This is a genomic window from Pseudomonas sp. EB271-G4-1 (genome assembly GCF_058791355.1).
Window position 1 is genome coordinate 73,889 of sequence record NZ_JBYTEO010000024.1, and the last position, 21,675, is coordinate 95,563.

The 21,675-nt window shown below is 60.3% G+C and carries 19 protein-coding genes, 2 tRNA genes and 1 pseudogene; 17 read left to right on the forward strand and 5 right to left on the reverse strand.

Annotated elements, in window-relative coordinates:
* Nucleotides 1–65 precede the first annotated feature (65 nt).
* The 5 genes from ribF to ispH all read left to right on the forward strand — a co-directional run bounded on the left by ribF (nucleotide 66) and on the right by ispH (nucleotide 5,909).
* Nucleotides 66–1,016, forward strand: a complete 951-nt coding sequence (ribF, locus tag AC3WWR_RS14165) for a bifunctional riboflavin kinase/FAD synthetase (RefSeq protein ID WP_168758967.1) — start codon at nucleotides 66–68, stop codon at nucleotides 1,014–1,016.
* Nucleotides 1,017–3,848, forward strand: a complete 2,832-nt coding sequence (gene ileS, locus AC3WWR_RS14170) for an isoleucine--tRNA ligase (RefSeq protein WP_020798643.1) — start codon at nucleotides 1,017–1,019, stop codon at nucleotides 3,846–3,848. It begins immediately after the preceding gene.
* Nucleotides 3,841–4,353 (forward strand): signal peptidase II, encoded by a 513-nt coding sequence (lspA, locus tag AC3WWR_RS14175; RefSeq protein WP_020798642.1) that lies wholly within the window; start codon nucleotides 3,841–3,843, stop codon nucleotides 4,351–4,353. The genes ileS and lspA overlap by 8 nt, the downstream gene beginning before the upstream one ends.
* Nucleotides 4,354–4,360: 7 nt before the next feature.
* A complete protein-coding gene (fkpB, locus tag AC3WWR_RS14180) occupies nucleotides 4,361–4,798 on the forward strand; it encodes an FKBP-type peptidyl-prolyl cis-trans isomerase (RefSeq protein ID WP_173667185.1) in 438 nt (145 codons plus the stop codon).
* 163 nt (nucleotides 4,799–4,961) lie between these two features.
* Nucleotides 4,962–5,909 (forward strand): 4-hydroxy-3-methylbut-2-enyl diphosphate reductase, encoded by a 948-nt coding sequence (gene ispH, locus AC3WWR_RS14185; protein ID WP_020798640.1) that lies wholly within the window; start codon nucleotides 4,962–4,964, stop codon nucleotides 5,907–5,909.
* Nucleotides 5,910–5,913: 4 nt separating this feature from the next.
* On the opposite strand, the gene AC3WWR_RS14190 is transcribed toward ispH, so the two are convergent.
* Nucleotides 5,914–6,426 carry a GspH/FimT family pseudopilin gene (locus tag AC3WWR_RS14190; protein WP_020798639.1) on the reverse strand — a complete coding sequence of 171 codons (513 nt, stop codon included), beginning with the start codon at nucleotides 6,424–6,426 and terminating at the stop codon, nucleotides 5,914–5,916.
* A 67-nt stretch (nucleotides 6,427–6,493) separates the two neighbouring features.
* On the opposite strand from AC3WWR_RS14190, the gene AC3WWR_RS14195 reads away from it, so the two are divergent.
* The 7 genes and pseudogenes from AC3WWR_RS14195 (at nucleotide 6,494) to thiO (ending at nucleotide 12,119) form a co-directional block, all read left to right on the forward strand.
* Nucleotides 6,494–6,967 (forward strand): GspH/FimT family pseudopilin, encoded by a 474-nt coding sequence (locus AC3WWR_RS14195; protein WP_020798638.1) that lies wholly within the window; start codon nucleotides 6,494–6,496, stop codon nucleotides 6,965–6,967.
* Nucleotides 6,964–7,413: a type IV pilus modification protein PilV gene (pilV, locus tag AC3WWR_RS14200; RefSeq protein WP_020798637.1), complete on the forward strand. Its 450-nt coding sequence runs from the start codon at nucleotides 6,964–6,966 to the stop codon at nucleotides 7,411–7,413. Before AC3WWR_RS14195 ends, pilV begins: the two co-directional genes overlap by 4 nt.
* A complete protein-coding gene (locus AC3WWR_RS14205; protein WP_020798636.1) occupies nucleotides 7,410–8,129 on the forward strand; it encodes a prepilin-type N-terminal cleavage/methylation domain-containing protein in 720 nt (239 codons plus the stop codon). Before pilV ends, AC3WWR_RS14205 begins: the two co-directional genes overlap by 4 nt.
* Before the next feature lie 11 nt (nucleotides 8,130–8,140).
* Nucleotides 8,141–8,611, forward strand: a complete 471-nt coding sequence (locus AC3WWR_RS14210; protein ID WP_083349768.1) for a pilus assembly PilX family protein — start codon at nucleotides 8,141–8,143, stop codon at nucleotides 8,609–8,611.
* 103 nt (nucleotides 8,612–8,714) lie between these two features.
* Nucleotides 8,715–10,547: pseudogene (locus tag AC3WWR_RS14215) on the forward strand (pilus assembly protein); the annotation flags it as partial.
* Between the two features lie 14 nt (nucleotides 10,548–10,561).
* Nucleotides 10,562–10,963: a type IV pilin protein gene (locus AC3WWR_RS14220; protein WP_033040385.1), complete on the forward strand. Its 402-nt coding sequence runs from the start codon at nucleotides 10,562–10,564 to the stop codon at nucleotides 10,961–10,963.
* A gap of 55 nt (nucleotides 10,964–11,018) precedes the next feature.
* Complete coding sequence (thiO, locus tag AC3WWR_RS14225; RefSeq protein WP_492598807.1) at nucleotides 11,019–12,119, forward strand: glycine oxidase ThiO; 1,101 nt, start codon at nucleotides 11,019–11,021, stop codon at nucleotides 12,117–12,119.
* A 101-nt stretch (nucleotides 12,120–12,220) separates the two neighbouring features.
* Here the strand turns inward: thiO and AC3WWR_RS14230 are convergent, their stop codons facing one another.
* The 4 genes from AC3WWR_RS14230 to AC3WWR_RS14245 all read right to left on the reverse strand — a co-directional run bounded on the left by AC3WWR_RS14230 (nucleotide 12,221) and on the right by AC3WWR_RS14245 (nucleotide 16,523).
* A complete protein-coding gene (locus AC3WWR_RS14230) occupies nucleotides 12,221–13,552 on the reverse strand; it encodes a sigma-54-dependent transcriptional regulator (RefSeq protein ID WP_492598808.1) in 1,332 nt (443 codons plus the stop codon).
* 2 nt (nucleotides 13,553–13,554) lie between these two features.
* Complete coding sequence (locus tag AC3WWR_RS14235; protein WP_083349767.1) at nucleotides 13,555–15,141, reverse strand: sensor histidine kinase; 1,587 nt, start codon at nucleotides 15,139–15,141, stop codon at nucleotides 13,555–13,557.
* Nucleotides 15,131–15,364, reverse strand: coding sequence for a PP0621 family protein (locus AC3WWR_RS14240; RefSeq protein WP_033040380.1), 234 nt, complete (start codon nucleotides 15,362–15,364; stop codon nucleotides 15,131–15,133). The genes AC3WWR_RS14235 and AC3WWR_RS14240 overlap by 11 nt, the downstream gene beginning before the upstream one ends.
* Nucleotides 15,365–15,500: 136 nt before the next feature.
* Nucleotides 15,501–16,523 carry an outer membrane protein assembly factor BamD gene (locus tag AC3WWR_RS14245; RefSeq protein WP_020798627.1) on the reverse strand — a complete coding sequence of 341 codons (1,023 nt, stop codon included), beginning with the start codon at nucleotides 16,521–16,523 and terminating at the stop codon, nucleotides 15,501–15,503.
* 151 nt (nucleotides 16,524–16,674) lie between these two features.
* Here AC3WWR_RS14245 and rluD point away from each other — a divergent pair, with 151 nt between their 5' ends.
* From rluD to AC3WWR_RS14270, 5 genes are all read left to right on the forward strand, one after another.
* Nucleotides 16,675–17,637 carry a 23S rRNA pseudouridine(1911/1915/1917) synthase RluD gene (rluD, locus tag AC3WWR_RS14250; protein WP_033040377.1) on the forward strand — a complete coding sequence of 321 codons (963 nt, stop codon included), beginning with the start codon at nucleotides 16,675–16,677 and terminating at the stop codon, nucleotides 17,635–17,637.
* Nucleotides 17,634–18,386, forward strand: a complete 753-nt coding sequence (pgeF, locus tag AC3WWR_RS14255) for a peptidoglycan editing factor PgeF (protein WP_492598809.1) — start codon at nucleotides 17,634–17,636, stop codon at nucleotides 18,384–18,386. Before rluD ends, pgeF begins: the two co-directional genes overlap by 4 nt.
* A 263-nt stretch (nucleotides 18,387–18,649) precedes the next feature.
* Entirely contained in the window at nucleotides 18,650–21,214 is a 2,565-nt protein-coding gene (gene clpB / locus AC3WWR_RS14260) for an ATP-dependent chaperone ClpB (protein WP_033040376.1), read from the forward strand.
* Nucleotides 21,215–21,515: 301 nt separating this feature from the next.
* Nucleotides 21,516–21,591, forward strand: a tRNA-Asn gene (locus AC3WWR_RS14265).
* Nucleotides 21,592–21,600: 9 nt separating this feature from the next.
* Nucleotides 21,601–21,674: transfer RNA gene (locus AC3WWR_RS14270), tRNA-Pro, on the forward strand.
* Nucleotide 21,675 lies beyond the last annotated feature (1 nt).

The following is a 21,675-nucleotide window of genomic DNA, read 5'->3' on the forward strand; positions in this document are numbered from 1 at the left end:
GTGTTGCCTGTCGTCGGCCGCCGGGTGTGGTTATAATCGACCACTTTATGAGCAAGAAGCGCGTTATGCAGCTGGTTCGAGGCCTCCACAATCTGCGCCCCCAGCATCGGGGCTGTGTCGCCACTATTGGCAACTTTGACGGTGTACACCGTGGCCACCAGGCTATCCTGGCGCGGCTGCGCGAGCGTGCGCTCGAGTTGGGCGTGCCCAGCTGCGTGGTTATTTTCGAGCCGCAGCCCCGGGAATTTTTCGCCCCTGACACGGCGCCAGCGCGTCTGGCCCGGCTGCGTGACAAGCTGCAGCTGTTAGCTGCCGAAGGGGTCGACCGAGTCCTGTGCCTGGCATTCAACCAGCGCCTGAGCAAGCTCAGCGCCAGTGAGTTCGTCGATACCATCCTGGTTGACGGTCTCGGCGTGCAGCACCTTGAAGTCGGCGACGACTTCCGTTTTGGCTGTGACCGGGCAGGGGATTTCGATTTCCTGCAACAGGCTGGCGTCATGCAGGGCTTCACCGTCGAAGCGGCGCAAACCGTCGAGCTCGATGGCATTCGCGTCAGCAGCACCCAGGTGCGTAATGCGCTGGCCGCTGCTGATTTCGCCCTCGCGGAGCGTTTACTGGGCCGACCATACCGGATCGCCGGTCGCGTACTGCATGGCCAGAAGCTGGCCCGGCAGTTGGGTACGCCCACCGCCAATATCCAGCTCAAGCGTCGTCGCGTGCCGCTGACCGGGGTTTATCTGGTCAGTATCGACCTGGACGGCAAGACCTGGCCTGGCGTCGCCAATATCGGCGTTCGACCCACGGTCCAGGGAGATGGCAGAGCCCACCTCGAAGTACATCTTTTAGATTTTGCCGGCGATCTGTATGACCGGCGTATGACGGTGGTTTTCCACCAAAAGCTGCGTGAAGAGCAGCGTTTCGCCTCTCTGGAGGCGCTTAAGACGGCGATCAATGCGGATGTCGCCGCCGCCCGTGCCCTGTCGCACCTAGCGCCAATCGCTAATGAAGAGCCTTAAATGACCGACTATAAAGCCACGCTAAACCTTCCGGACACCGCCTTCCCAATGAAGGCCGGCCTGCCTCAGCGCGAACCGCAGATTCTGCAGCGCTGGGACAGCATTGGCCTGTACGGAAAGTTGCGCGAGATTGGCAAGGATCGTCCGAAGTTCGTCCTGCACGACGGTCCTCCATATGCCAACGGCACGATTCACATCGGTCACGCACTGAACAAGATTCTCAAGGACATGATCATTCGTTCGAAGACCCTGTCGGGCTTCGATGCGCCTTATGTTCCGGGTTGGGACTGCCATGGCCTGCCGATCGAGCACAAGGTCGAAGTGACCCACGGCAAGAACCTGGGCGCGGACAAGACCCGCGAACTGTGCCGTGCCTACGCCACCGAGCAGATCGAAGGGCAGAAATCCGAATTCATCCGTCTGGGCGTGCTGGGCGACTTCGCCAACCCGTACAAGACCATGGATTTCAAGAACGAGGCCGGTGAAATCCGCGCCCTCGCCGAAATCGTCAAGGGCGGTTTCGTGTTCAAGGGCCTCAAGCCTGTGAACTGGTGCTTCGATTGCGGTTCGGCCCTGGCCGAGGCGGAAGTCGAGTACGAGAACAAGAAGTCCTCGACCATCGACGTGGCATTCCCGATTGCCGACGAAGCCAAGCTGGCTGCCGCGTTCGGTCTGCCTTCGCTGGACAAACCCGCGTCGATCGTGATCTGGACCACCACCCCGTGGACCATCCCGGCCAACCAGGCGCTGAACGTCCACCCTGAATTCAACTACGCCCTGGTCGATGTCGGCGACAAACTGCTGGTGTTGGCTGAAGAGCTGGTCGAGTCATGCCTGGCACGCTACAGCCTGGAAGGTTCGGTCATTGCGATTGCCTCGGGCAAAGCGCTGGAACTGATCAACTTCCGCCACCCGTTCTACGATCGCCTGTCGCCAGTCTACCTGGCTGACTATGTCGAACTGGGCGCCGGCACCGGCGTGGTTCACTCTGCCCCGGCCTACGGTGTGGACGACTTCGTGACCTGCAAGAAATACGGCATGGTCAACGATGACATCCTCAACCCGGTACAAAGCAACGGCGTCTACGCGACCTCGCTGGAATTCTTCGGCGGCCAGTTCATCTGGAAGGCCAACCCGGCCATCGTCGACAAGCTGACCGAAGTGGGCGCGCTGCTGCACACGACCATCATCGAACACAGCTACATGCACTGCTGGCGCCACAAGACTCCGCTGATCTACCGTGCCACCGCGCAGTGGTTCATCGGCATGGACAAGCAGCCAACCACCGGCGACACCCTGCGCCAGCGCTCGCTCAAAGCCATTGAAGAAACCCAGTTCGTACCGGCCTGGGGCCAGGCGCGACTGCACTCGATGATTGCCAACCGTCCGGACTGGTGCATCTCCCGCCAGCGCAATTGGGGTGTGCCGATCCCGTTCTTCCTGAACAAGGAAAGCGGCGAACTGCACCCACGCACCGTCGAATTGATGGAAGAAGTTGCCAAGCGCGTCGAAGTCGAAGGCATCGAGGCCTGGTTCAAGCTGGACGCCGCCGAGCTGCTGGGCGATGAAGCGCCACAGTACGACAAGATCAGCGACACCCTCGACGTCTGGTTCGACTCGGGTACCACCCACTGGCACGTCCTGCGCGGTTCGCACCCGATGGGCCACGAAAGCGGTCCACGCGCCGACCTGTACCTGGAAGGTTCGGACCAGCACCGCGGCTGGTTCCATTCGTCGCTGCTGACCGGTTGCGCCATCGACAACCACGCGCCGTATCGCGAGCTGCTGACCCACGGTTTCACCGTTGACGAGTCCGGCCGCAAGATGTCCAAGTCGTTGGGCAACGTCATTGCACCGCAGAAGGTCAACGACACCCTGGGTGCCGATATCATGCGCCTGTGGGTCGCTTCTACCGACTACTCCGGTGAAATGGCAGTGTCCGAGCAGATCCTGCAACGCAGTGCGGACGCCTACCGGCGTATCCGTAACACCGCGCGTTTCCTGCTCTCGAACCTGACCGGCTTCAACCCGGCCACCGACCTGCTGCCGGCCGAAGAAATGCTGGCACTGGACCGTTGGGCCGTGGATCGCACCCTGCTGCTGCAACGTGAGCTGCAAGAGCACTACGGTGAATACCGCTTCTGGAACGTGTACTCGAAGATCCACAACTTCTGCGTGCAGGAGCTGGGCGGTTTCTACCTGGACATCATCAAGGACCGCCAGTACACCACGGGTGCCGACAGCAAGGCCCGTCGTTCGTGCCAGACCGCGCTGTTCCACATCTCCGAAGCGCTGGTGCGCTGGATCGCCCCGATCCTGGCGTTTACCGCCGACGAGCTGTGGCAATACCTGCCGGGCGAGCGCAACGAGTCCGTCATGCTCAACACCTGGTACGAAGGCCTGAGCGAACTGCCGGAAGGCTTCGAGCTGGGTCGCGCCTACTGGGACCGCATCATGGAAGTGAAGGTCGCGGTCAACAAAGAGATGGAAATCCAGCGCGCGGCCAAGGCCGTCGGTGGCAACCTGCAAGCCGAAGTGACGCTGTTCGCCGAAGACGCGCTGAGCGCCGACCTGGCCAAGCTGAGCAACGAACTGCGTTTCGTCCTGATCACCTCCACCGCCAGCGTTGCACCTTTTGTTCAGGCGCCAGCGGACGCGGTAGTCACCGAAGTCAGCGGCTTGAAGCTGAAAATCGTCAAGTCGGCCTTCGCCAAGTGCGCCCGTTGCTGGCATTGCCGTGAAGACGTCGGCGTGAACCCGGAGCATCCGGAAATCTGCGGTCGTTGCGTCGACAACATCAGCGGCGCGGGCGAGGTTCGTCACTATGCCTAATGCCGTTGGCCGTTTTGGGCGGCTGGGCTGGCTCTGGTTGAGTTTGCTGGTCCTGGTCATCGACCAGGCCAGTAAGTTCTACTTCGAAGGCTCGTTGGAGATGTACCAGCAAATCGTGGTGATCCCCGATTACTTCAGCTGGACCCTGGCCTACAACACCGGCGCGGCATTCAGCTTCCTGGCTGACAGCTCCGGCTGGCAGCGCTGGTTGTTTGCCCTGATCGCGATGGTGGTCAGTGCCGTGCTGGTGGTGTGGCTAAAGCGTCTGGGACGTAACGAAACCTGGGTGGCCATCGCGTTGGCGTTGGTGCTGGGTGGCGCGCTGGGCAATTTGTATGACCGCATAGCCTTGGGCCATGTGATCGATTTCATTCTGGTGCATTGGCAGAATCGCTGGTATTTCCCGGCTTTCAACTTTGCCGACAGTGCAATCACGGTTGGTGCTGTAATGCTGGCACTGGATATGTTCAAAAGTAAAAAGACCGGAGAAACCGTTCATGACTGAACAGGTATTGGCTGAGCAACGCATCGGCCAGAACACGGAAGTCACCTTGCATTTCGCATTGCGCCTGGAGAACGGCGACACGGTGGACAGCACCTTCGACAAGGCCCCGGCGACCTTCAAGGTCGGTGACGGCAACCTGTTGCCAGGTTTCGAAGTGGCGTTGTTCGGTTTCAAGGCGGGCGACAAGCGTACCCTGAGCATCGAGCCGGAAAACGCGTTCGGCCAGCCCAACCCGCAAAACGTGCAGATCATCCCGCGCTCACAGTTCCAGGACATGGACCTGTCGCCAGGTTTGCTGGTGATCTTCAACGATGCGGCCAATACTGAATTGCCGGGTGTGGTCAAAGAGTTCGATGACACGCAAGTGACCATCGACTTCAACCATCCACTGGCGGGCAAGACCCTGACCTTTGACGTGGAAATCATTTCCGTCAAAGCGCTGTAACTGACCGAACACGGTCAAAAATGTGGGAGCGAGCCTGCTCGCGAAGGCTGACAGACATTCAACATTGATGTCGTCTGACACACCGCTTTCGCGAGCAGGCTCGCTCCCACAGTAGGTTTCTACAGTTTTCGCTTTTTCTTGCGCGCAAGACACGAGGCACAGCATGCAAATCAAACTCGCCAACCCCCGTGGCTTCTGCGCCGGCGTGGACCGGGCGATCGAAATCGTCAATCGCGCCCTGGAGGTTTTCGGGCCGCCGATCTATGTGCGCCACGAAGTGGTTCACAACAAGTTCGTCGTCGAAGACCTGCGTAACCGCGGGGCGATCTTCGTCGAAGAGTTGGATCAGGTGCCGGACGATGTGATCGTCATCTTCAGTGCCCACGGCGTGTCCCAGGCCGTACGTACTGAAGCCGCCGGCCGTGGCCTGAAAGTGTTCGACGCCACGTGTCCGCTGGTCACCAAGGTGCATATCGAAGTCGCCCGCTACAGCCGCGATGGACGTGAATGCATCCTTATTGGTCACGCTGGTCACCCGGAAGTCGAAGGCACCATGGGCCAGTACGATGGCAGCAACGGTGGGGCGATCTATCTGGTCGAAGACGAAAAGGACGTCGCCGAACTCCAGGTGAACAACCCGGATAAACTGGCGTTCGTCACCCAGACGACCTTGTCCATGGACGATACCAGTCGCGTCATCGACGCCCTGCGTACTCGGTTCCCGGCCATTGGCGGCCCGCGCAAGGACGACATCTGCTACGCCACGCAAAACCGCCAGGACGCGGTCAAGCAATTGGCCGACGAATGTGATGTGGTGTTGGTGGTCGGTAGCCCGAACAGCTCCAACTCCAATCGCCTGCGTGAACTGGCAGAACGCATGGCAACCCCGGCGTACCTGATCGACGGTGCCGAGGACCTCGACAAGAGTTGGTTCGACGGTGTCGAGCGGATCGGTATCACCGCTGGCGCTTCTGCTCCGGAAGTCCTGGTGCGCGGCGTGATTCAGCAATTGCAGGCCTGGGGTGCTACCGGTGCCGATGAGTTGGCCGGGCGTGAAGAGAACATCACGTTCTCCATGCCAAAAGAACTCCGGGTCCGTTCGCTGCTCTGACCCTTCAGGTTGCGCATAACGCCTGCGCGGTTTTTTCACTGCGCAGGCTGATGCGACCGTTCGAGGCCAGCACCACCTGGTGCTGGCTTTGCGCTTCGCGTGCAGCGCAAACATGCAATGTCCCTGCTTGGAAACCTCCGGACACCGGCTCACCCCCTGGGCCGAAACGTACGGCAGTCCTGACATACTGGTTGCCGAAAATAGCCACGCCAATGCCGCTGCGACGCTCTATCAGCAGCGGATTTCCAGGGTCGTCGTGCCCCTTGCCGCTGACATCCAGAATGATTCGCCAGCCCTGGCTCCAGTCATCATTTATGCCGTGAACGACGACGACCTGACCGCGCGATACCGCTTCGCTCCTTGCACTGCGCAGACCGCTGACCAGTGACTTGGCCGCTTCCTTGCGATGGTTCGATTCTGTCAGCGCAGCGAATGCCGGACTGACCAGTTGCAGAACAATCCCGAGAATCGCGAGTCCCATAAGCAATTCAATCAGACTGAAACCTTGCTCACGCATGAGATTTTCCTCCCTGGAATGTTCTAGCGCGTGGAGCAGGTATAGCCGACGGCAGTAGAGAGCAACGATGGATCATCGTACAAAAGGTTTCACGTTGATCGAGTTGTTGGTTGCGTTGGCGATTTTCCTGGCCCTGATCACCCTGGTGGTCCCGGCGTTTATCCGTTCGTCGCAAAGCACCAAGGCCGACACCGAGATCAGGGATCTGCAACGTGGCCTCAACTTCGCCCGACTCGAAGCCATCGATCGCGGCGTGACCATTCGGGTACGACCTACGGCGGGTGGGGACGTGTGGACGGGGGAGTTGTCGGTCTATGACGGTACGGGCACCCCGGCGAATGTATTGCGGGTTGTTCCACCGATCAGCAGCGGTGCGACTCTGACGCTAACCTCGGGAGTGTCGGCCATCGATTTCAACAATTTGGGCGGGCTGTCGTCACCCTCCACGGCAGTGGTGATCAGCTATGTGCTCGGAACGCAAAGCAGGATGCTGAATGTGTGTTTGAACGGACGAATTCTATTGGGTGGAAATTGCGGATGAGGCCATGGAGCAAGCGTGCCCAGGAGGGCATGACGTTGATCGAAGTGCTGGTGGCGTTGCTGATTCTGGGCGTGGGGCTGTTGGGCGCGGCCGCCGTTCAATTGAATGCCCTGAAATACACTGACAGTGCGCGCATGACCAGCCAGGCCAGTTTTATCGCCTACGACATGCTGGACCGCATTCGCGCCAATGCCGCCGCCGATTACACCGTGACACCGCCGACCTCAGGCAATCTCAACGTCGCCCGGGACCAGGATCTCTACGATTTCACCCATAACATCGTCAATTTCGGTGGTGCCACGGCGACCGGCACCATCTCCCTGAGCCAGCGGGTGTACACCATCACCATTAATTGGGACGACTCGCGGGCCGCCAACAGCGCGAACTCAAGGCGCAGTTTCGTCCTCACAAGCCGCGCCACCACCGACCCGGTGACCACGCCATGAGCCGCTCCAATCGCGGGTTCGGCCTGATCGAATTGCTGATTGCCCTGGCGTTGAGCCTCGTGGTGGTACTGGGCGTGGTGCAGGTGTTCATCGCCGCAAAAAACACCTACATCAGCCAGAATGCCGCCGCAGCCATGCAGGAGGACGCGCGCTTTGTGCTGAGCAAGATGATCCAGGAAATCCGCATGGTCGGCATGTTCGGCTGCCTGGGGACGATCACCGATGCCAGCAAAGAGGGTGATTTCGCTGCCAGCCAGATAAAACCGATCAGTTGGGACAACGCCAGTCTCAAGCTAATCCTGGTCACGGCGGATGTCGGCAGCAATGGCGGGACCCCGGCCTGGACGGTGGTTTCCGATTGTCGAAGCAGTGCGACGGCTTACTCCGACCTGCGCACACCTGCCACGGGGCAACTGGCATTTCCTATCCGGCGATTGATCTACAGCTTGAAGAACGGTCAGCTGACGTTGGGTGCCGGTAGGGAGACGCCGAAACCGCTCCAGCAAGTGCTGGTGGATAACGTCAGTGCCTTCGACGTGAGCTTCGGCCTCGCCAGCTCGGCTGCCGATTCGGCGGTGTCCAGTTACAGCAGCAACCCGTCGGACCCGGCGCGCATCCGTAGCGTACGCCTGAACCTGACACTCACGGACCCGAACCACCGGGTGAGCGACCAAACCTTCAACGTGGTTGCCGCCTTGCGCAACCGCCTGCCATGAAGGGCAGGCCGATGCGTGTGTCCCCTGGTTGCCAGCGCGGCATGGCGCTGCTGGTCAGCCTGGTGTTCCTGTTACTGCTGACGCTGATCGGCATCTCGTCGATGCAAAACGCCACGCTGCAGGAAAAAATGGCCGGTAGCCTGAGCTTGCGCAACCAGTCATTCCAGGCTGCCGAAGCGGTGTTGCGCGTAGGCGAAAGCGCGGTTCAGCTCGACACTTATTCGTTGCCGGTGTGCAGCGGCACGTTCCGGTGCGCACCGCCTGCCGAATCGACGACTCTCAAGTCGGCCGGGTTCAACTCCACCTCGGGGGTGACCTGGATCGCGTCGGGCGCCGGCTTCTATGGCGTGCAGAACATTGGCACCAGCCTGGCCGCGGTGAACGTGCCGAGTAACACCTCGGTGACCTTGTACCGGGTCACCGCCGTGGGCATTGCGGGCAGCTCACGCAGTGTGGTGGAGAGCATTTATGCGAAATATTGATAACCGCACGCAGCGGTGGAGATTGTTGAGCGGGGTCTTTTGCGCCTTGTTCCTGGCAGCTCCCGCCGGTGCCTTCACGCCCTCGGATTCACCCTTGTTGTGCGCCGCCGGCTCCGGCGGCAGTGGTGTCGCCAGCGCCACCCGCTATTTCCAGACCCGCTACGACCCCAAGGACTGGCGTGGCACGATCAAGGCCTACGGCCTCACCGCCAGTGGCGCGGTCAACACCGCGTCGGTGCTGTGGTCCACCGATAACACCATCGTGCCGGGCGCTACGGCACCGACCTATCAATCATGGAACAACCAGAGCAACAGCGTCGTGCCATTGGCCTTCGCCAATTTTTCCACGACCCAGCAAGCCGTTCTCAACCAGGGCTTGCCCGGCGATATCACGGGCAGCGATCTGGTGGAGTGGAGCAAGGGCACCAACAAGGCTGGCCTGAAGGCGCGCAGTGTGTTGCTGGGCGATATCATCAACTCACCGCTGGTCCTGGCGGCACCTTCGGATCAAACCGCATCGGACTTGTCGGGGGACACCGGCTATAGCGCTTACCTGGCGATCAAGGCGGTCAACATGAGTGCGAGTCTGGTGGTCAACGCCAACGATGGTTTCGTCAGCGTCATCAATACCGGCAACGGTGCCCGGCGCTACGCCTACATGCCCTCCAGCGTACTGCCGTCTTTGCGTTACATCGCCGATAACGCCTACATCAACGGTGTCAGCCACAAGTTTCTGGTGGATGGGCAGGTGGGCGTGTTCGATGCTCAGCTCAACAGTGCCTGGAAAACCCTCGCACTGGGCGGAACGGGGGCGGGCGGGCGAACCTTCTATGCGCTGCAGTTGTTCGACGCGTCGGCGGGCAATGTCATGAAGGCCTTGTGGGAAATCAGCGCGCCGGTCACTGCCAGTGCGGCGAACGCGTTCAATGACCTGGGTTATGCCTACGCCCGTCCGGAGGTGGCACGCTTGGCGGATGGGCGGTGGGCGGCGTTCATTGCCAACGGCTACGGCAGCAATTCAGGGGTAGCGGCGTTGTACGTGGTGGACATTCGTGACGGCAGCCTGATCAGGAAAGTCGTGATCGACAGCAGCGAAACCACTAACGGCTTGTCTTCGGTGAAACTCAAGGTGAACTCGCAGAACGTGGTGCAGGCAGCCTATGGCGGCGATCTAAAGGGACGGCTCTGGAAGTTTGACCTGAGTGGCACCACCCCGGATGCCTGGGGCCTGGCATTTGCCGGCCAGCCGTTGTTTACCACAGCCGGTGGCGCTACCCAGCCAATCACCGCGCAGCCATTGCTGGCGGACAACGCCCTGGGTGGCAAGTTGGTGTTTTTCGGCACTGGAAAACTCAACGAGGCGGCAGACAAGACCAACAAGGACCTGCAGGCGTTCTACGCGGTGTGGGACGCGAACGGGGGCTCCGGACAAATCACCACCGCCAGTCTGCAGGCTCAGGCCGTGACCGGGGTGCTTTCGGGAAGTTCGGGGCAGTTGATCACTACCAGCCAGAACGAGGTGACCTACCCGGCGAAAAAGGGCTGGTACTTGCCGCTGCTGTATAACAGCACGCTGACCGGTGAGCGGGTGCTCAACCAGGCCAGCCTGGTGCTCGGGCGGATCGTCTTCACCACGGCAAGCGTGGATACCACGCTACCTTGCGCCAGCTCTGGTAGCGGCAAACTGGTCGAACTCGATGCGTTCAGCGGTAAGATGCTCAATTACGCGGTGCTCGACAGTAACGGCGACGCAGTGATCGACAGCACCGACACGCTGTCCAGCGGCGTGGTCTTTACCGGCGGCATTCCGACTTTGAACGCCATCGTCAATGGCGCGACGCGCAAGATCGTGAACGATTCCAGTGGCGGTATCTCCACGCTGGTGGAAAAATCCGGCGGCGGCAGCCGTCGCATCATGTGGCGACAAATACAGTAAGCGAGAGTTGAGGCATGCACAGATCCAACCGCGGTTTTACCCTGATCGAAATCATGATCGTGATTGCGATCATCGGGATTGTCATGACCATCGCTATGCCGAGCTTCACCGAATACCTCAATAAGGGGCGCCGCACCGAAGTGGCCGGTCTGCTTTCCGAGCAGGCGCAGATCCTTGAGCGTTTCTATTCACAGAAAAACGTCTATAGCGGTGTCCCGGGTCTCAGCGCCGGAAATGACTACTACACCATCACGCCGACTCTGACCGACCAGACCTTCTTGCTGACGGCGGTGCGCAAGCCTGGCACCAGCATGGCCAATGACAAGTGCGGTGATTTCACCATCACCAATACGGGGACGCGCGCGATGGTCAATGCCACGGCCGGCCTGACCACCAAGGATTGCTGGGGTCGCTGAGTTTCCTTTTCGGGCGCCCTTTGCGCCTTTGTCTATTTAATGGTTGGATCAGAACATGACCAGGCAACAGCAAGTGGTGATCGTCGGTGGTGGGGTAATCGGCCTGCTGACGGCATTCAATCTCGCGTCCCAGGTGCAGAGCGTGGTGCTGCTGGACCGGTCGAGCGTTGGCCAGGAATCGTCCTGGGCGGGCGGCGGCATCGTTTCTCCGCTCTATCCATGGCGCTACAGCCCTGCGGTTACCGCGCTGGCGCATTGGTCCCAGGATTTTTATCCACAGCTGGGCGAGCGCTTGTTCGCTGCTACCGGGATCGATCCCGAGGTGCATACCACGGGCCTGTATTGGCTGGACCTGGACGATGAAGCCGAGGCGCTGGCCTGGGCCGCGAGCGAGGGCCGGCCACTGCGGGCTGTGGATATCTCGGTGGCCCACGATGCGGTGCCGGTGCTCGGTGGCGGCTTTTCCCGAGCGATCTACATGGCCAACGTCGCCAATGTGCGCAACCCACGGCTGGTTAAGTCGCTCAAGGCGGCATTGCAGGCGCTGGCGAACGTGACGATTCATGAGCAATGCGAAGTCAGCGGGTTTATTGCCCAAGACGAAAAAATAGTCGGTGTGCAGACCTCCGCCGGTGCGATTCATGGCGATCAAGTGGTTCTTACCGCTGGCGCCTGGAGCGGCGACTTGCTCAAGAGCCTGGGCCTTGAGCTGCCGGTCGAACCGGTGAAAGGACAGATGATCCTCTACAAGTGCGCGGCGGATTTCCTGCCGAGCATGGTGCTGGCCAAAGGGCGTTATGCAATACCGCGGCGCGATGGGCACATCCTGATTGGCAGCACCCTGGAGCATGAAGGCTACGATAAGACGCCTACCGAGTCGGCACTCGAGAGCCTCAAGGCTTCGGCCGTGGAATTGATCCCGGCGTTGGCCGACGCCGAGGTGGTGGGACATTGGGCAGGATTGCGGCCAGGTTCGCCGGAGGGCATTCCCTACATTGGCCGGGTGCCGGGGTTCGATGGCCTATGGCTCAATTGCGGGCACTACCGTAACGGGCTGGTACTGGCGCCGGCGTCCTGTCAGTTGTTCGCTGATGTGATGTTGGGACGGGCCCCGATCATCGATCCGGCTCCCTATGCGCCGGTCGGGCGGATCTAACCTGGAAAGATTGGCGTCTGTCAGATGGCCTTCGCGAGCAGGCTTGCTCCCACAATGGAATGCGATCAACTGTGGGAGCGAGCCTGCTCGCGAAGAGGCCCTCAATCCAACCCTAATTTCTTCAGCCTGTAGCGCATCGACCGAAACGACAAATTCAACCGCTGAGCCGCCGCCGTGCGGTTCCAGCGGGTCTCTTCCAGGGCCTGGAGAAGCAGTTGGCGCTCAACGTTTTCCAGGTACTCCTCCAGGTTATCGATCTGCGTGAGGTCCGGCACGCCCCCTTCGGCGGAGCAGTTGCCCTCGGCCAGGCGCAGGTCGCTGGCCTCGATCCGGTTGTTTTCGCATAAGGTGTGAGCGCGTTCGAGCATATTCTCCAGCTCCCGCACATTGCCCGGAAAACGGTAGCTTTTCAGGGCGTCGAGGGCATTGGGGTGGAGTTTTGCCGCGGGCTGCCCGGTGTCTGCAGCCAGGCGCTTGAGCACATGGCAGGCCAGCGGCTCGATGTCGTCACGGCGTTCGCGCAACGGTGGCACGCGTAGTTCGATCACGTTCAGGCGGTAGTACAGATCCTGGCGAAAACGTTCGCCGGCGACTTCGGCGCCAAGGTCTTTGTGGGTGGCGCACAGTATGCGCACATCAACTACCCTCTCCTGTTGCCCACCGACGCTGCGTACGGCTTTCTCCTGGATCGCCCGCAGCAGTTTGACCTGCATGGGCAGAGGCAGGTCTGCCACTTCGTCGAGAAACAGGGTGCCGCCGTGGGCCGCCTGGAACAATCCGGGCTTGTCCTCGATGGCGCCGCTGAAGCTGCCTTTTCGATGGCCGAAAAACTCGCTTTCCATCAGCTCCGTCGGAATCGCGCCGCAATTGACCGGGACAAAGGGCTGGTTGGCCCGTGGTCCTCGCTCATGAATCAGGCGGGCGACCAGTTCCTTGCCACTGCCGGACTCGCCACTGATGTACACCGGAGCCTGGCTGCGGGCCAGCTTGTCGATCTGCTGGCGCAGATTGCGCATGGGCGGCGAGTCGCCTAGCAAGCGGCGATCGATGGTGGTCCCAGGGGCGGGTAACAGCAAGGCACTGGTGACCAGTTTCCGCAAGCGGGTCAGGTCCACCGGCTTGGTCAGGAAGTCGAAAGCGCCGGCCTTCAGCGCATTGATCGCCGTATCGAGGTTGCCATAGGCGGTGATCATGGCCACCGGAATCTGTGGATAGCGTTGCTGGATGTGTTGCACCAGCTCAAGACCGCTGCCATCCGGCAGGCGCATGTCGGTCAGGCACAGGTCGAACGTCTCGCGCTGGAGCAGGGCCAAGGCCTCGCCAACGTTACGGGCACTGTAAGTGTCGAGTTTCATCCGTCCCAGGGTGATTTCCAGGAGTTCGCGGATGTCCGGTTCGTCGTCGACGACCAGAACTTTTTTCCGTGGGCTCATGTTCAACCTTGTTTGCGTCCGTGAGCAAAGGTGATGCGAAAGCAGCCGCCTTGGCGTGGTTTGAAGTCCAGGCGAGCCTGGTTGCTCTCGCACAGCTCACGTGACAGGTATAGCCCCAGGCCAGTGCCCTGTTGGCTGGTGGTGAAGAAGGGCTCAAACAGTTGTGCTTGATGATCCGGGGCCACTCCGGGGCCGTCGTCGAGGATTTCGAGGACCGGAAGCTGGCTTTCGGGATCGGTGAACAATTCAAGCCAGACCTGCGCCGGGTCGTGGTCCAGGGCGCTATGGCGCCAGGCATTGCCTATCAGGTTGTCGAGAATCTGCTCCAGCTGGTTCGGGTCCATCAAGGTCTCGAAGTCACCGGGCGCAATACGCAGATGGATTTTCTGGTGCTCGCTCGCCTGGTCGCGGGTTGCCGCCACGAACTGTTCCAGCCAAGGCCTCAGGTCGAGTCGTTGGGTCGCGGTTTGCTGGTGGCGGGACAATTGCAGGACGTTTTCGATAACCCGATTCATGCGCTGAGAGTGGTCTTGAATAATCTGCGTCAGACGCCGGTCCGCGGCATTCAGTTCCTCCGATTCTCGCAATAGCTGCGCGGCGTGACTGATGGCGCCCAACGGATTGCGGATTTCATGGGCAATACCGGCGGTCAGGCGACCCAGGGCGGCGAGCTTCAGTTGGTGAGCCTGCTGGGTGATCTGTGCGAGGTCTTCGAGAAAGACCAGGGTCTGGCGGTGTGGGCTGGAGGACAGGGCGATGAAGCTTGGCTGTAGTTCAAGGCCGCTACGGGCGATTTTCAGGCTTTGCGGGCGCAGCGTCGGATTGTTGATCCACAGTTGCAGGCGCTCGACCAGGGCAGGTGCATGTTCGTCAATTCGTTGGCCTTCGAGGCGCTCGCAGCCCAGCAGGGTCAAGGCGCCATGATTGGCCAGTTGCACGCGCCATTGGTCATCAAGCACCAGGATGCCAGTACGCATGCGTTGCAGGATCAGTGCATTGAGGGCTTCCAGGCCAACCACTTCGCTGGCCTTCTGTTGCACCAGGGTTTCGCTGACTTCCAGTCGTCGGATCAGGCCCTGTACCAGCAGCGCCGCGGCAAAACACAGCACGCCAAGCGTGCCGACCTGCAAATAATCGTTGGGATTGGCACGATGGCTGACATTCAGCAGGAAGCTCGAACCCAGGATGCCAAGTGTGCTGATGGCGGCAATGAGCAAGCCGATGCGTTTTCGCAACAAGGTATTGCTGATGGCCACCGAGACGATCAGCAAGTTGCCAATAGCGCTGGCCACTCCGCCAGCGGCGTAGAACAACCCGCAAAGCAGCAGGACGTCGACCAGAGCCAGGCTGAGCAGTTGCGTCGGGCGTCGGGTGCTCTGGAAGAAGACTGCCAGCAGGATATTCAGCACCAGGTACAACCAGCTGCCACTGCGCAGCAGGTCGTCATTGGCGGCCGTAAGCAAGCGGTTGTCCAGGTTGCTGGAAATCAGCAATACCAAGGTGATGCCGATGCTTAAACGGTAGAGGTGATAGAGACGCAGCAGTCGCTGGGCCTGTTTTTCGCCGGGACTGGACGTCTCAGCGATCACTAGGACCGGGGCCTTGCTCCAGGTGAGCCTGGCTGCAATACCACTGTTGTTGAAGGCGCAGTGCACGATCGCGGGGCAGGTGCACGCCGCAATGGGCGCAGCGGACCATGGGGGCTGCTTCCAGCTCGGCGGAGGACTTGGGTGCAGACGCCTGGCCCTTGTACTTGCGCCAGAACCACACAGCGGCGGCAATCACGGCGATCCAGAATAATAAACGAAGCATGGTGAGCTGCTATATGACGGATGAACCGCCAGTTTAGCCAAGGACATGGCAGGCGCACAGCGTATTCGCGCTGGATAAAAACGGCGCAATAAAAAAGGGAGACTCGAGAGTCTCCCTTCCTGCACCGTCGGTCGTATCAGTCGAACACGCCGAAGGTCATGTAGCTGAACCACGAGCGGTCTTCGTTGTTGCCCTCTGCCTCGTGGTCCTCTTCCTCGATCACATCGCCGCTGCTGTCTTTAGGCTTGAGCTCGTTGGGAATCGCGTCCTTGGCGTCCTGGAACTGCTTCTGCACGTCCTGGTTGGCGCGGGTTTCTCCCGGTGGCAGCGGTGGACGGGATTCGATCAGGCCCAGGGTAGCCTTGCTCAGCCACGAACGGTTGTCGGCTTCGGCAACCGATGGCACGAACTGACCGTCCACCAGGCTTGGGTGGTTCGGGTAGTTGAGCTTCAGGGTTTCGAGGCTGGTGGCCGCCAGGTCGTCCAGGTGCAGGCGCTGGTAGGCCTCGGTCATCACTGCCAGGCCGTCACCGACTGCAGGGGTTTCCTGAAAGTTTTCCACCACGTAGCGGCCACGGTTCGCGGCAGCCACATAGGCCTGGCGGGTCAGATAGTAGTCGGCCACGTGGATTTCGTAGGCTGCCAGCAGGTTGCGCAGGTAGATCATGCGCTGCTTGGCATCCGGCGCGTAACGGCTGTTGGGGAAGCGGCTGGTCAGCTGGGCGAACTCGTTGTAGGAGTCGCGGGCGGCACCCGGGTCACGCTTGGTCATGTCCAGCGGCAGGAAACGCGACAGCAGGCCAACGTCCTGGTCAAAAGAAGTCAGGCCCTTGAGGTAGTAGGCGTAATCGACATTCGGATGCTGTGGGTGCAGGCGAATGAAGCGCTCGGCAGCTGCCTTGGCGGCTTCCGGTTCGGCGTTCTTGTAGTTGGCGTAGATCAGTTCCAGCTGAGCCTGGTCGGCATAGCGGCCGAACGGATAGCGCGATTCCAGAGCCTTCAGCTTGGCAGTGGCGCTGGTGTAGCTATTATTGTCCAGATCGGCTTGAGCCTGTTGGTACAACTCGACTTCGCTCAGGTTTTCGTCTACGACTTCCTTCGAAGAGCAAGCAGCGGTCAATGCGAGGATGGCGATCAGCAGCAGGTGTTTCACTTGCATGGCGGCTTGCGTCCCTATGACGGCCGCTGTCTTGGGCGAGGCCGTCCTGTTATGATGAGCGCCCCGTTGAATAGCCTCGGGGCAAAAGACGCCGTATTTAACCACAAGCGCGCAGCCGAAACCAAAGGCTGTGCCGACGCCCAGTCCGAGCATGTCCGATAAAATTGAACTTCGCGCAGAGGTGCCGTCCGAATTGGGCGGCCAACGCCTCGATCAAGTCGCCGCACAACTATTCGCTGAGCACTCGCGCTCGCGCCTTTCCGCCTGGATCAAAGACGGCCGCCTGACTGTGGATGGGGCGGTTATCCGCCCGCGAGACATCGTTCACGGTGGCGCCATTCTTGAACTCACCGCCGAGCAGGAAGCTCAGGGCGAATGGATCGCTCAAGACATCGAGCTGGACATCGTCTACGAAGACGACGACATCCTGGTGATCAACAAGCCCGCGGGCCTGGTGGTTCACCCGGCTGCTGGCCACGCTGATGGCACCTTGCTCAACGCCTTGCTGCATCACGTGCCGGACATCATCAATGTGCCCCGCGCCGGGATCGTGCATCGCCTGGACAAGGACACCACCGGCCTGATGGTGGTGGCCAAGACCATCCAGGCGCAGACGCAGCTGGTGACACAGTTGCAGAGTCGCAGCGTCAGCCGGATCTACGAGTGCATCGTGATCGGCGTGGTGACGGCGGGTGGCAAGATCAACGCGCCCATTGGTCGCCATGGCCAGCAACGCCAGCGCATGGCCGTGATGGAAGGTGGCAAGCAGGCCGTCAGCCATTACCGCGTGCTCGAGCGTTTCCGCTCCCACACCCACGTGCGGGTGAAGCTGGAGACCGGTCGTACGCACCAGATTCGCGTGCACATGGCGCACATCAACTTCCCGTTGGTCGGAGACCCTGCCTATGGCGGTCGTTTCCGGATTCCGCCGGCAGCCAACCCGACCATGGTTGAATCGTTGAAGAACTTCCCGCGTCAGGCACTGCATGCACGGTTCCTGGAGCTGGACCATCCGACGACCGGTGTCCGTATGAGCTGGGAATCGCCGCTGCCGGAAGACTTTGTCTGGTTGCTGACCCTGCTCAAGCAAGATCGCGAGGCGTTTGTCGGATGAGTGACTGGCTGATTCCTGACTGGCCCGCGCCGGCCGGGGTCAAAGCCTGTGTGACCACCCGTGCGGGCGGCGTCAGCCTGGCGCCGTTCGACAGCCTCAATCTTGGCGATCATGTCGACGACAGCCCCGAAGCTGTCGCCGAAAATCGCAGTCGCCTTACTGATCACTTCTCCATTCAACCGGCCTGGTTGCAGCAGGTTCACGGCATCGTCGTGGCCCATGCGGACCCGAGCCGGGTGATGACTGCTGACGCCAGTTGGACTTCAACGCCGGGCATTGCCTGTGCGGCGATGACTGCCGACTGCCTGCCTGCGCTTTTTTGCGACCGTGCCGGTACCCGCGTTGCCGCAGCCCATGCCGGTTGGCGCGGGCTGGCGGCCGGTGTGCTGGAAGCCACGCTCGACAGTCTGGCTGTTGCGCCTGCCGAGGTCCTGGTCTGGCTCGGCCCGGCCATTGGCCCGCAAGCGTTTGAAGTCGGCCCGGAAGTGCGCGAAACCTTCGTCGGGCAATTGCCCGAAGCCGCCCAGGCATTTGTGCCAAGCCAAAACCCCGGCAAGTTCATGGCCGACATCTATATGCTGGCGCGTTTGCGTCTGGCGGCTCGTGGTGTAACGGCAATCTATGGTGGCGGTTTCTGTACCGTTACCGATCCGCGCTTCTTTTCTTATCGCCGTGCGTCGCGCACCGGCCGCTTTGCCTCCCTGATCTGGCTTCAAGTGCCCTGTCTCACAAATACTGTTCCTTTTTGACGGCGTCTGTTGCCGTCATGCTGCGTTGCCGCTCCTCGCCATAGCGGGCTATGACTCGTCGCGGCGCCTTGCCTGACAGCAACAGCCACTCGTCAAAAGAGGAACGTATTTGCGAGGCAGGGCACCAGGCTAGACTTCTCTGACCTGCATCAACATCACAACGCTTGAAACTCCCAGAATCGACCGCATCTATTGTGGTATCTGGCAGGTTTCTTCATTCAGGATGTTTTATAGGTCCGACCTGCTCAAAAGGAAGGTGACCCATGCGTATAGACCGTTTAACCAGCAAATTGCAGTTAGCCTTGTCCGACGCCCAATCCCTGGCTGTCGGTCTCGATCATCCGGCCATTGAACCGGCGCATTTGATGCAAGCCCTGCTCGAACAACAGGGTGGCTCGATCAAGCCCCTGCTGATGCAGGTGGGCTTCGATGTCAACAGCTTGCGTAAAGAGCTGACCAAAGAGCTCGACCAGCTGCCGAAAATCCAGAATCCCACCGGCGACGTGAACATGTCGCAGGATCTGGCGCGCCTGCTCAATCAAGCCGATCGCCTGGCCCAGCAGAAGGGCGACCAGTTCATTTCCAGTGAGCTGGTGCTGCTCGCCGCCATGGACGAGAACAGCAAGCTCGGCAAGCTTTTGCTCGGCCAGGGCGTGAGCAAGAAAGCCCTGGAAAATGCGATCAACAACCTGCGTGGTGGCGAGGCGGTCAATGACCCCAACCACGAGGAAGCGCGTCAGGCACTGGACAAGTACACCGTCGACCTGACCAAGCGTGCCGAGGAGGGCAAGCTTGATCCGGTGATCGGCCGTGACGATGAAATTCGCCGCACGATCCAGGTCCTGCAACGTCGCACCAAGAACAACCCGGTGCTGATCGGTGAGCCAGGCGTCGGTAAAACCGCCATCGCCGAAGGCCTGGCCCAGCGCATCATCAACGGTGAGGTGCCTGATGGCCTCAGGGGCAAGCGCCTGCTGTCCCTGGACATGGGGGCGCTGATCGCCGGTGCCAAATACCGTGGCGAGTTCGAAGAGCGCCTGAAGGCGTTGCTCAACGAGCTGTCGAAGCAGGAAGGGCAGATCATTCTGTTCATCGACGAGCTGCACACCATGGTCGGTGCCGGTAAAGGCGAGGGCTCGATGGATGCAGGCAATATGCTCAAGCCGGCCCTGGCACGCGGTGAGTTGCACTGCGTCGGTGCGACCACGCTCAACGAGTACCGCCAATACATCGAGAAGGACGCCGCCCTGGAGCGACGCTTCCAGAAAGTGCTGGTGGACGAGCCGAGCGAAGAAGACACCATCGCCATCCTGCGTGGCCTGAAGGAGCGCTACGAGGTCCACCACAAGGTGGCGATCACCGACGGCGCGATCATTGCGGCGGCCAAGCTCAGCCATCGCTACATCACTGACCGGCAATTGCCGGACAAGGCCATCGACCTGATCGACGAGGCCGCCAGCCGCATCCGCATGGAGATCGACTCCAAGCCGGAGGTGCTGGACCGCCTGGAGCGCCGTTTGATTCAGCTGAAGGTGGAATCCCAGGCGCTGAAGAAAGAAAGCGACGATGCGGCGAAAAAACGCCTGGAAAAACTCCAGGAAGAAATTGCCCGTCACGAGCGTGAGTACTCGGATCTCGAAGAAATCTGGAACTCGGAAAAAGCTGAGGTGCAGGGTTCGGCGCAGATCCAGCAGAAGATCGAACAGTCACGTCAGGAGCTGGAAGCAGCCCGCCGCAAAGGCGACCTGAACCGCATGGCCGAATTGCAGTATGGGGTGATCCCGGACCTGGAACGCAGCCTGCAAATGGTCGACCAGCATGGCAAACCCGAGAACCAGCTGCTGCGCAGCAAGGTGACCGAAGAGGAAATTGCTGAAGTCGTGTCGAAATGGACCGGCATTCCCGTGTCGAAAATGCTCGAGGGCGAGCGCGAAAAACTGATGAAGATGGAAAGCCTGTTGCACCAACGTGTGATCGGCCAGGATGAAGCGGTGGTGGCGGTTTCCAACGCGGTTCGGCGTTCCCGTGCCGGGTTGTCCGACCCTAATCGCCCGAGCGGCTCTTTCATGTTCCTCGGCCCGACCGGTGTCGGTAAAACCGAGCTGTGCAAGGCGCTGGCCGAATTCCTCTTTGATACCGAAGAGGCGATGGTGCGGATCGACATGTCCGAGTTCATGGAGAAACATTCCGTGGCTCGCCTGATCGGTGCGCCACCGGGCTACGTCGGTTATGAAGAGGGCGGTTACCTGACCGAGGCGGTGCGCCGCAAGCCTTACTCGGTGATCCTCATGGATGAAGTCGAGAAGGCGCACCCGGACGTGTTCAACATCTTGCTCCAGGTGCTGGAAGATGGTCGCCTGACCGACAGCCATGGCCGTACGGTGGACTTCAAGAACACCGTGATCGTCATGACCTCCAACCTGGGGTCGGTGCAGATCCAGGAGCTGGTGGGTGATCGCGAGGCGCAGCGTGCGGCAGTGATGGACGCGATTTCCACTCACTTCCGTCCGGAGTTCATCAACCGTGTCGACGAAGTGGTGATCTTCGAGCCTTTGGCGCGGGATCAGATCGCCGGCATTACCGAGATCCAGCTGGGTCGCCTGCGCAGTCGCCTGACCGAGCGGGAGCTGAAGCTGGAACTGAGCCCAGAAGCCATGGACAAGCTGATCGCGGTGGGTTACGACCCGGTATACGGCGCACGGCCGCTCAAGCGAGCGATCCAGCGCTGGATCGAGAACCCGCTGGCGCAGTTGATCCTTTCCGGTCGATTCATGCCGGGAGACACGGCCCATGGCGTGGTGGAGAACGACGAAATCGTCTTCGTCTGATCCAGATCGGCGGCAAAATTGAAGAGGCCTCGCATTGCGAGGCCTTTTTTTCATCTAGGCTGTTGAACTCTAAGGAAAAGGCTTGTAAAGTGCGCCCCGCAGTAAGTCACCCGCCAGGGTTTCTGCTCCCCAAGCAGGAATCGAAAATAAGTTGCAAATCATTAACTTGAAAGCAATTTAGGGGGTTGACAGAGGTTGTAGAGATTGTAGAATAGCGCGCCTCAGACACACGAACGCAGCGATGCAAACGGGTTGAAGAGAACGCAGTAAAGCTTCACAGTTGTAAATTGAAATATGTAGTTCCGTGATAGCTCAGTCGGTAGAGCAAATGACTGTTAATCATTGGGTCCCAGGTTCGAGTCCTGGTCACGGAGCCAATTTCAAACCGGGGTATAGCGCAGTCCGGTAGCGCGCCTGCTTTGGGAGCAGGATGTCAGGAGTTCGAATCCCCTTACCCCGAC

Bases quoted from the DNA above. Each gene is read 5' to 3' on its own strand.
- ribF (WP_168758967.1), top strand. From the start codon at position 66: ATGCAGCTGGTTCGAGGCCTCCACAATCTGCGCCCCCAGCATCGGGGC.
- ileS (WP_020798643.1), top strand. From the start codon at position 1,017: ATGACCGACTATAAAGCCACGCTAAACCTTCCGGACACCGCCTTCCCA.
- lspA (WP_020798642.1), top strand. From the start codon at position 3,841: ATGCCTAATGCCGTTGGCCGTTTTGGGCGGCTGGGCTGGCTCTGGTTG.
- ispH (WP_020798640.1), top strand. From the start codon at position 4,962: ATGCAAATCAAACTCGCCAACCCCCGTGGCTTCTGCGCCGGCGTGGAC.
- AC3WWR_RS14190 (WP_020798639.1), bottom strand. From the start codon at position 6,426: ATGCGTGAGCAAGGTTTCAGTCTGATTGAATTGCTTATGGGACTCGCG.
- AC3WWR_RS14195 (WP_020798638.1), top strand. From the start codon at position 6,494: ATGGATCATCGTACAAAAGGTTTCACGTTGATCGAGTTGTTGGTTGCG.
- pilV (WP_020798637.1), top strand. From the start codon at position 6,964: ATGAGGCCATGGAGCAAGCGTGCCCAGGAGGGCATGACGTTGATCGAA.
- AC3WWR_RS14205 (WP_020798636.1), top strand. From the start codon at position 7,410: ATGAGCCGCTCCAATCGCGGGTTCGGCCTGATCGAATTGCTGATTGCC.
- AC3WWR_RS14210 (WP_083349768.1), top strand. From the start codon at position 8,141: ATGCGTGTGTCCCCTGGTTGCCAGCGCGGCATGGCGCTGCTGGTCAGC.
- AC3WWR_RS14220 (WP_033040385.1), top strand. From the start codon at position 10,562: ATGCACAGATCCAACCGCGGTTTTACCCTGATCGAAATCATGATCGTG.
- thiO (WP_492598807.1), top strand. From the start codon at position 11,019: ATGACCAGGCAACAGCAAGTGGTGATCGTCGGTGGTGGGGTAATCGGC.
- AC3WWR_RS14230 (WP_492598808.1), bottom strand. From the start codon at position 13,552: ATGAGCCCACGGAAAAAAGTTCTGGTCGTCGACGACGAACCGGACATC.
- AC3WWR_RS14240 (WP_033040380.1), bottom strand. From the start codon at position 15,364: ATGCTTCGTTTATTATTCTGGATCGCCGTGATTGCCGCCGCTGTGTGG.
- AC3WWR_RS14245 (WP_020798627.1), bottom strand. From the start codon at position 16,523: ATGCAAGTGAAACACCTGCTGCTGATCGCCATCCTCGCATTGACCGCT.
- rluD (WP_033040377.1), top strand. From the start codon at position 16,675: ATGTCCGATAAAATTGAACTTCGCGCAGAGGTGCCGTCCGAATTGGGC.
- pgeF (WP_492598809.1), top strand. From the start codon at position 17,634: ATGAGTGACTGGCTGATTCCTGACTGGCCCGCGCCGGCCGGGGTCAAA.
- clpB (WP_033040376.1), top strand. From the start codon at position 18,650: ATGCGTATAGACCGTTTAACCAGCAAATTGCAGTTAGCCTTGTCCGAC.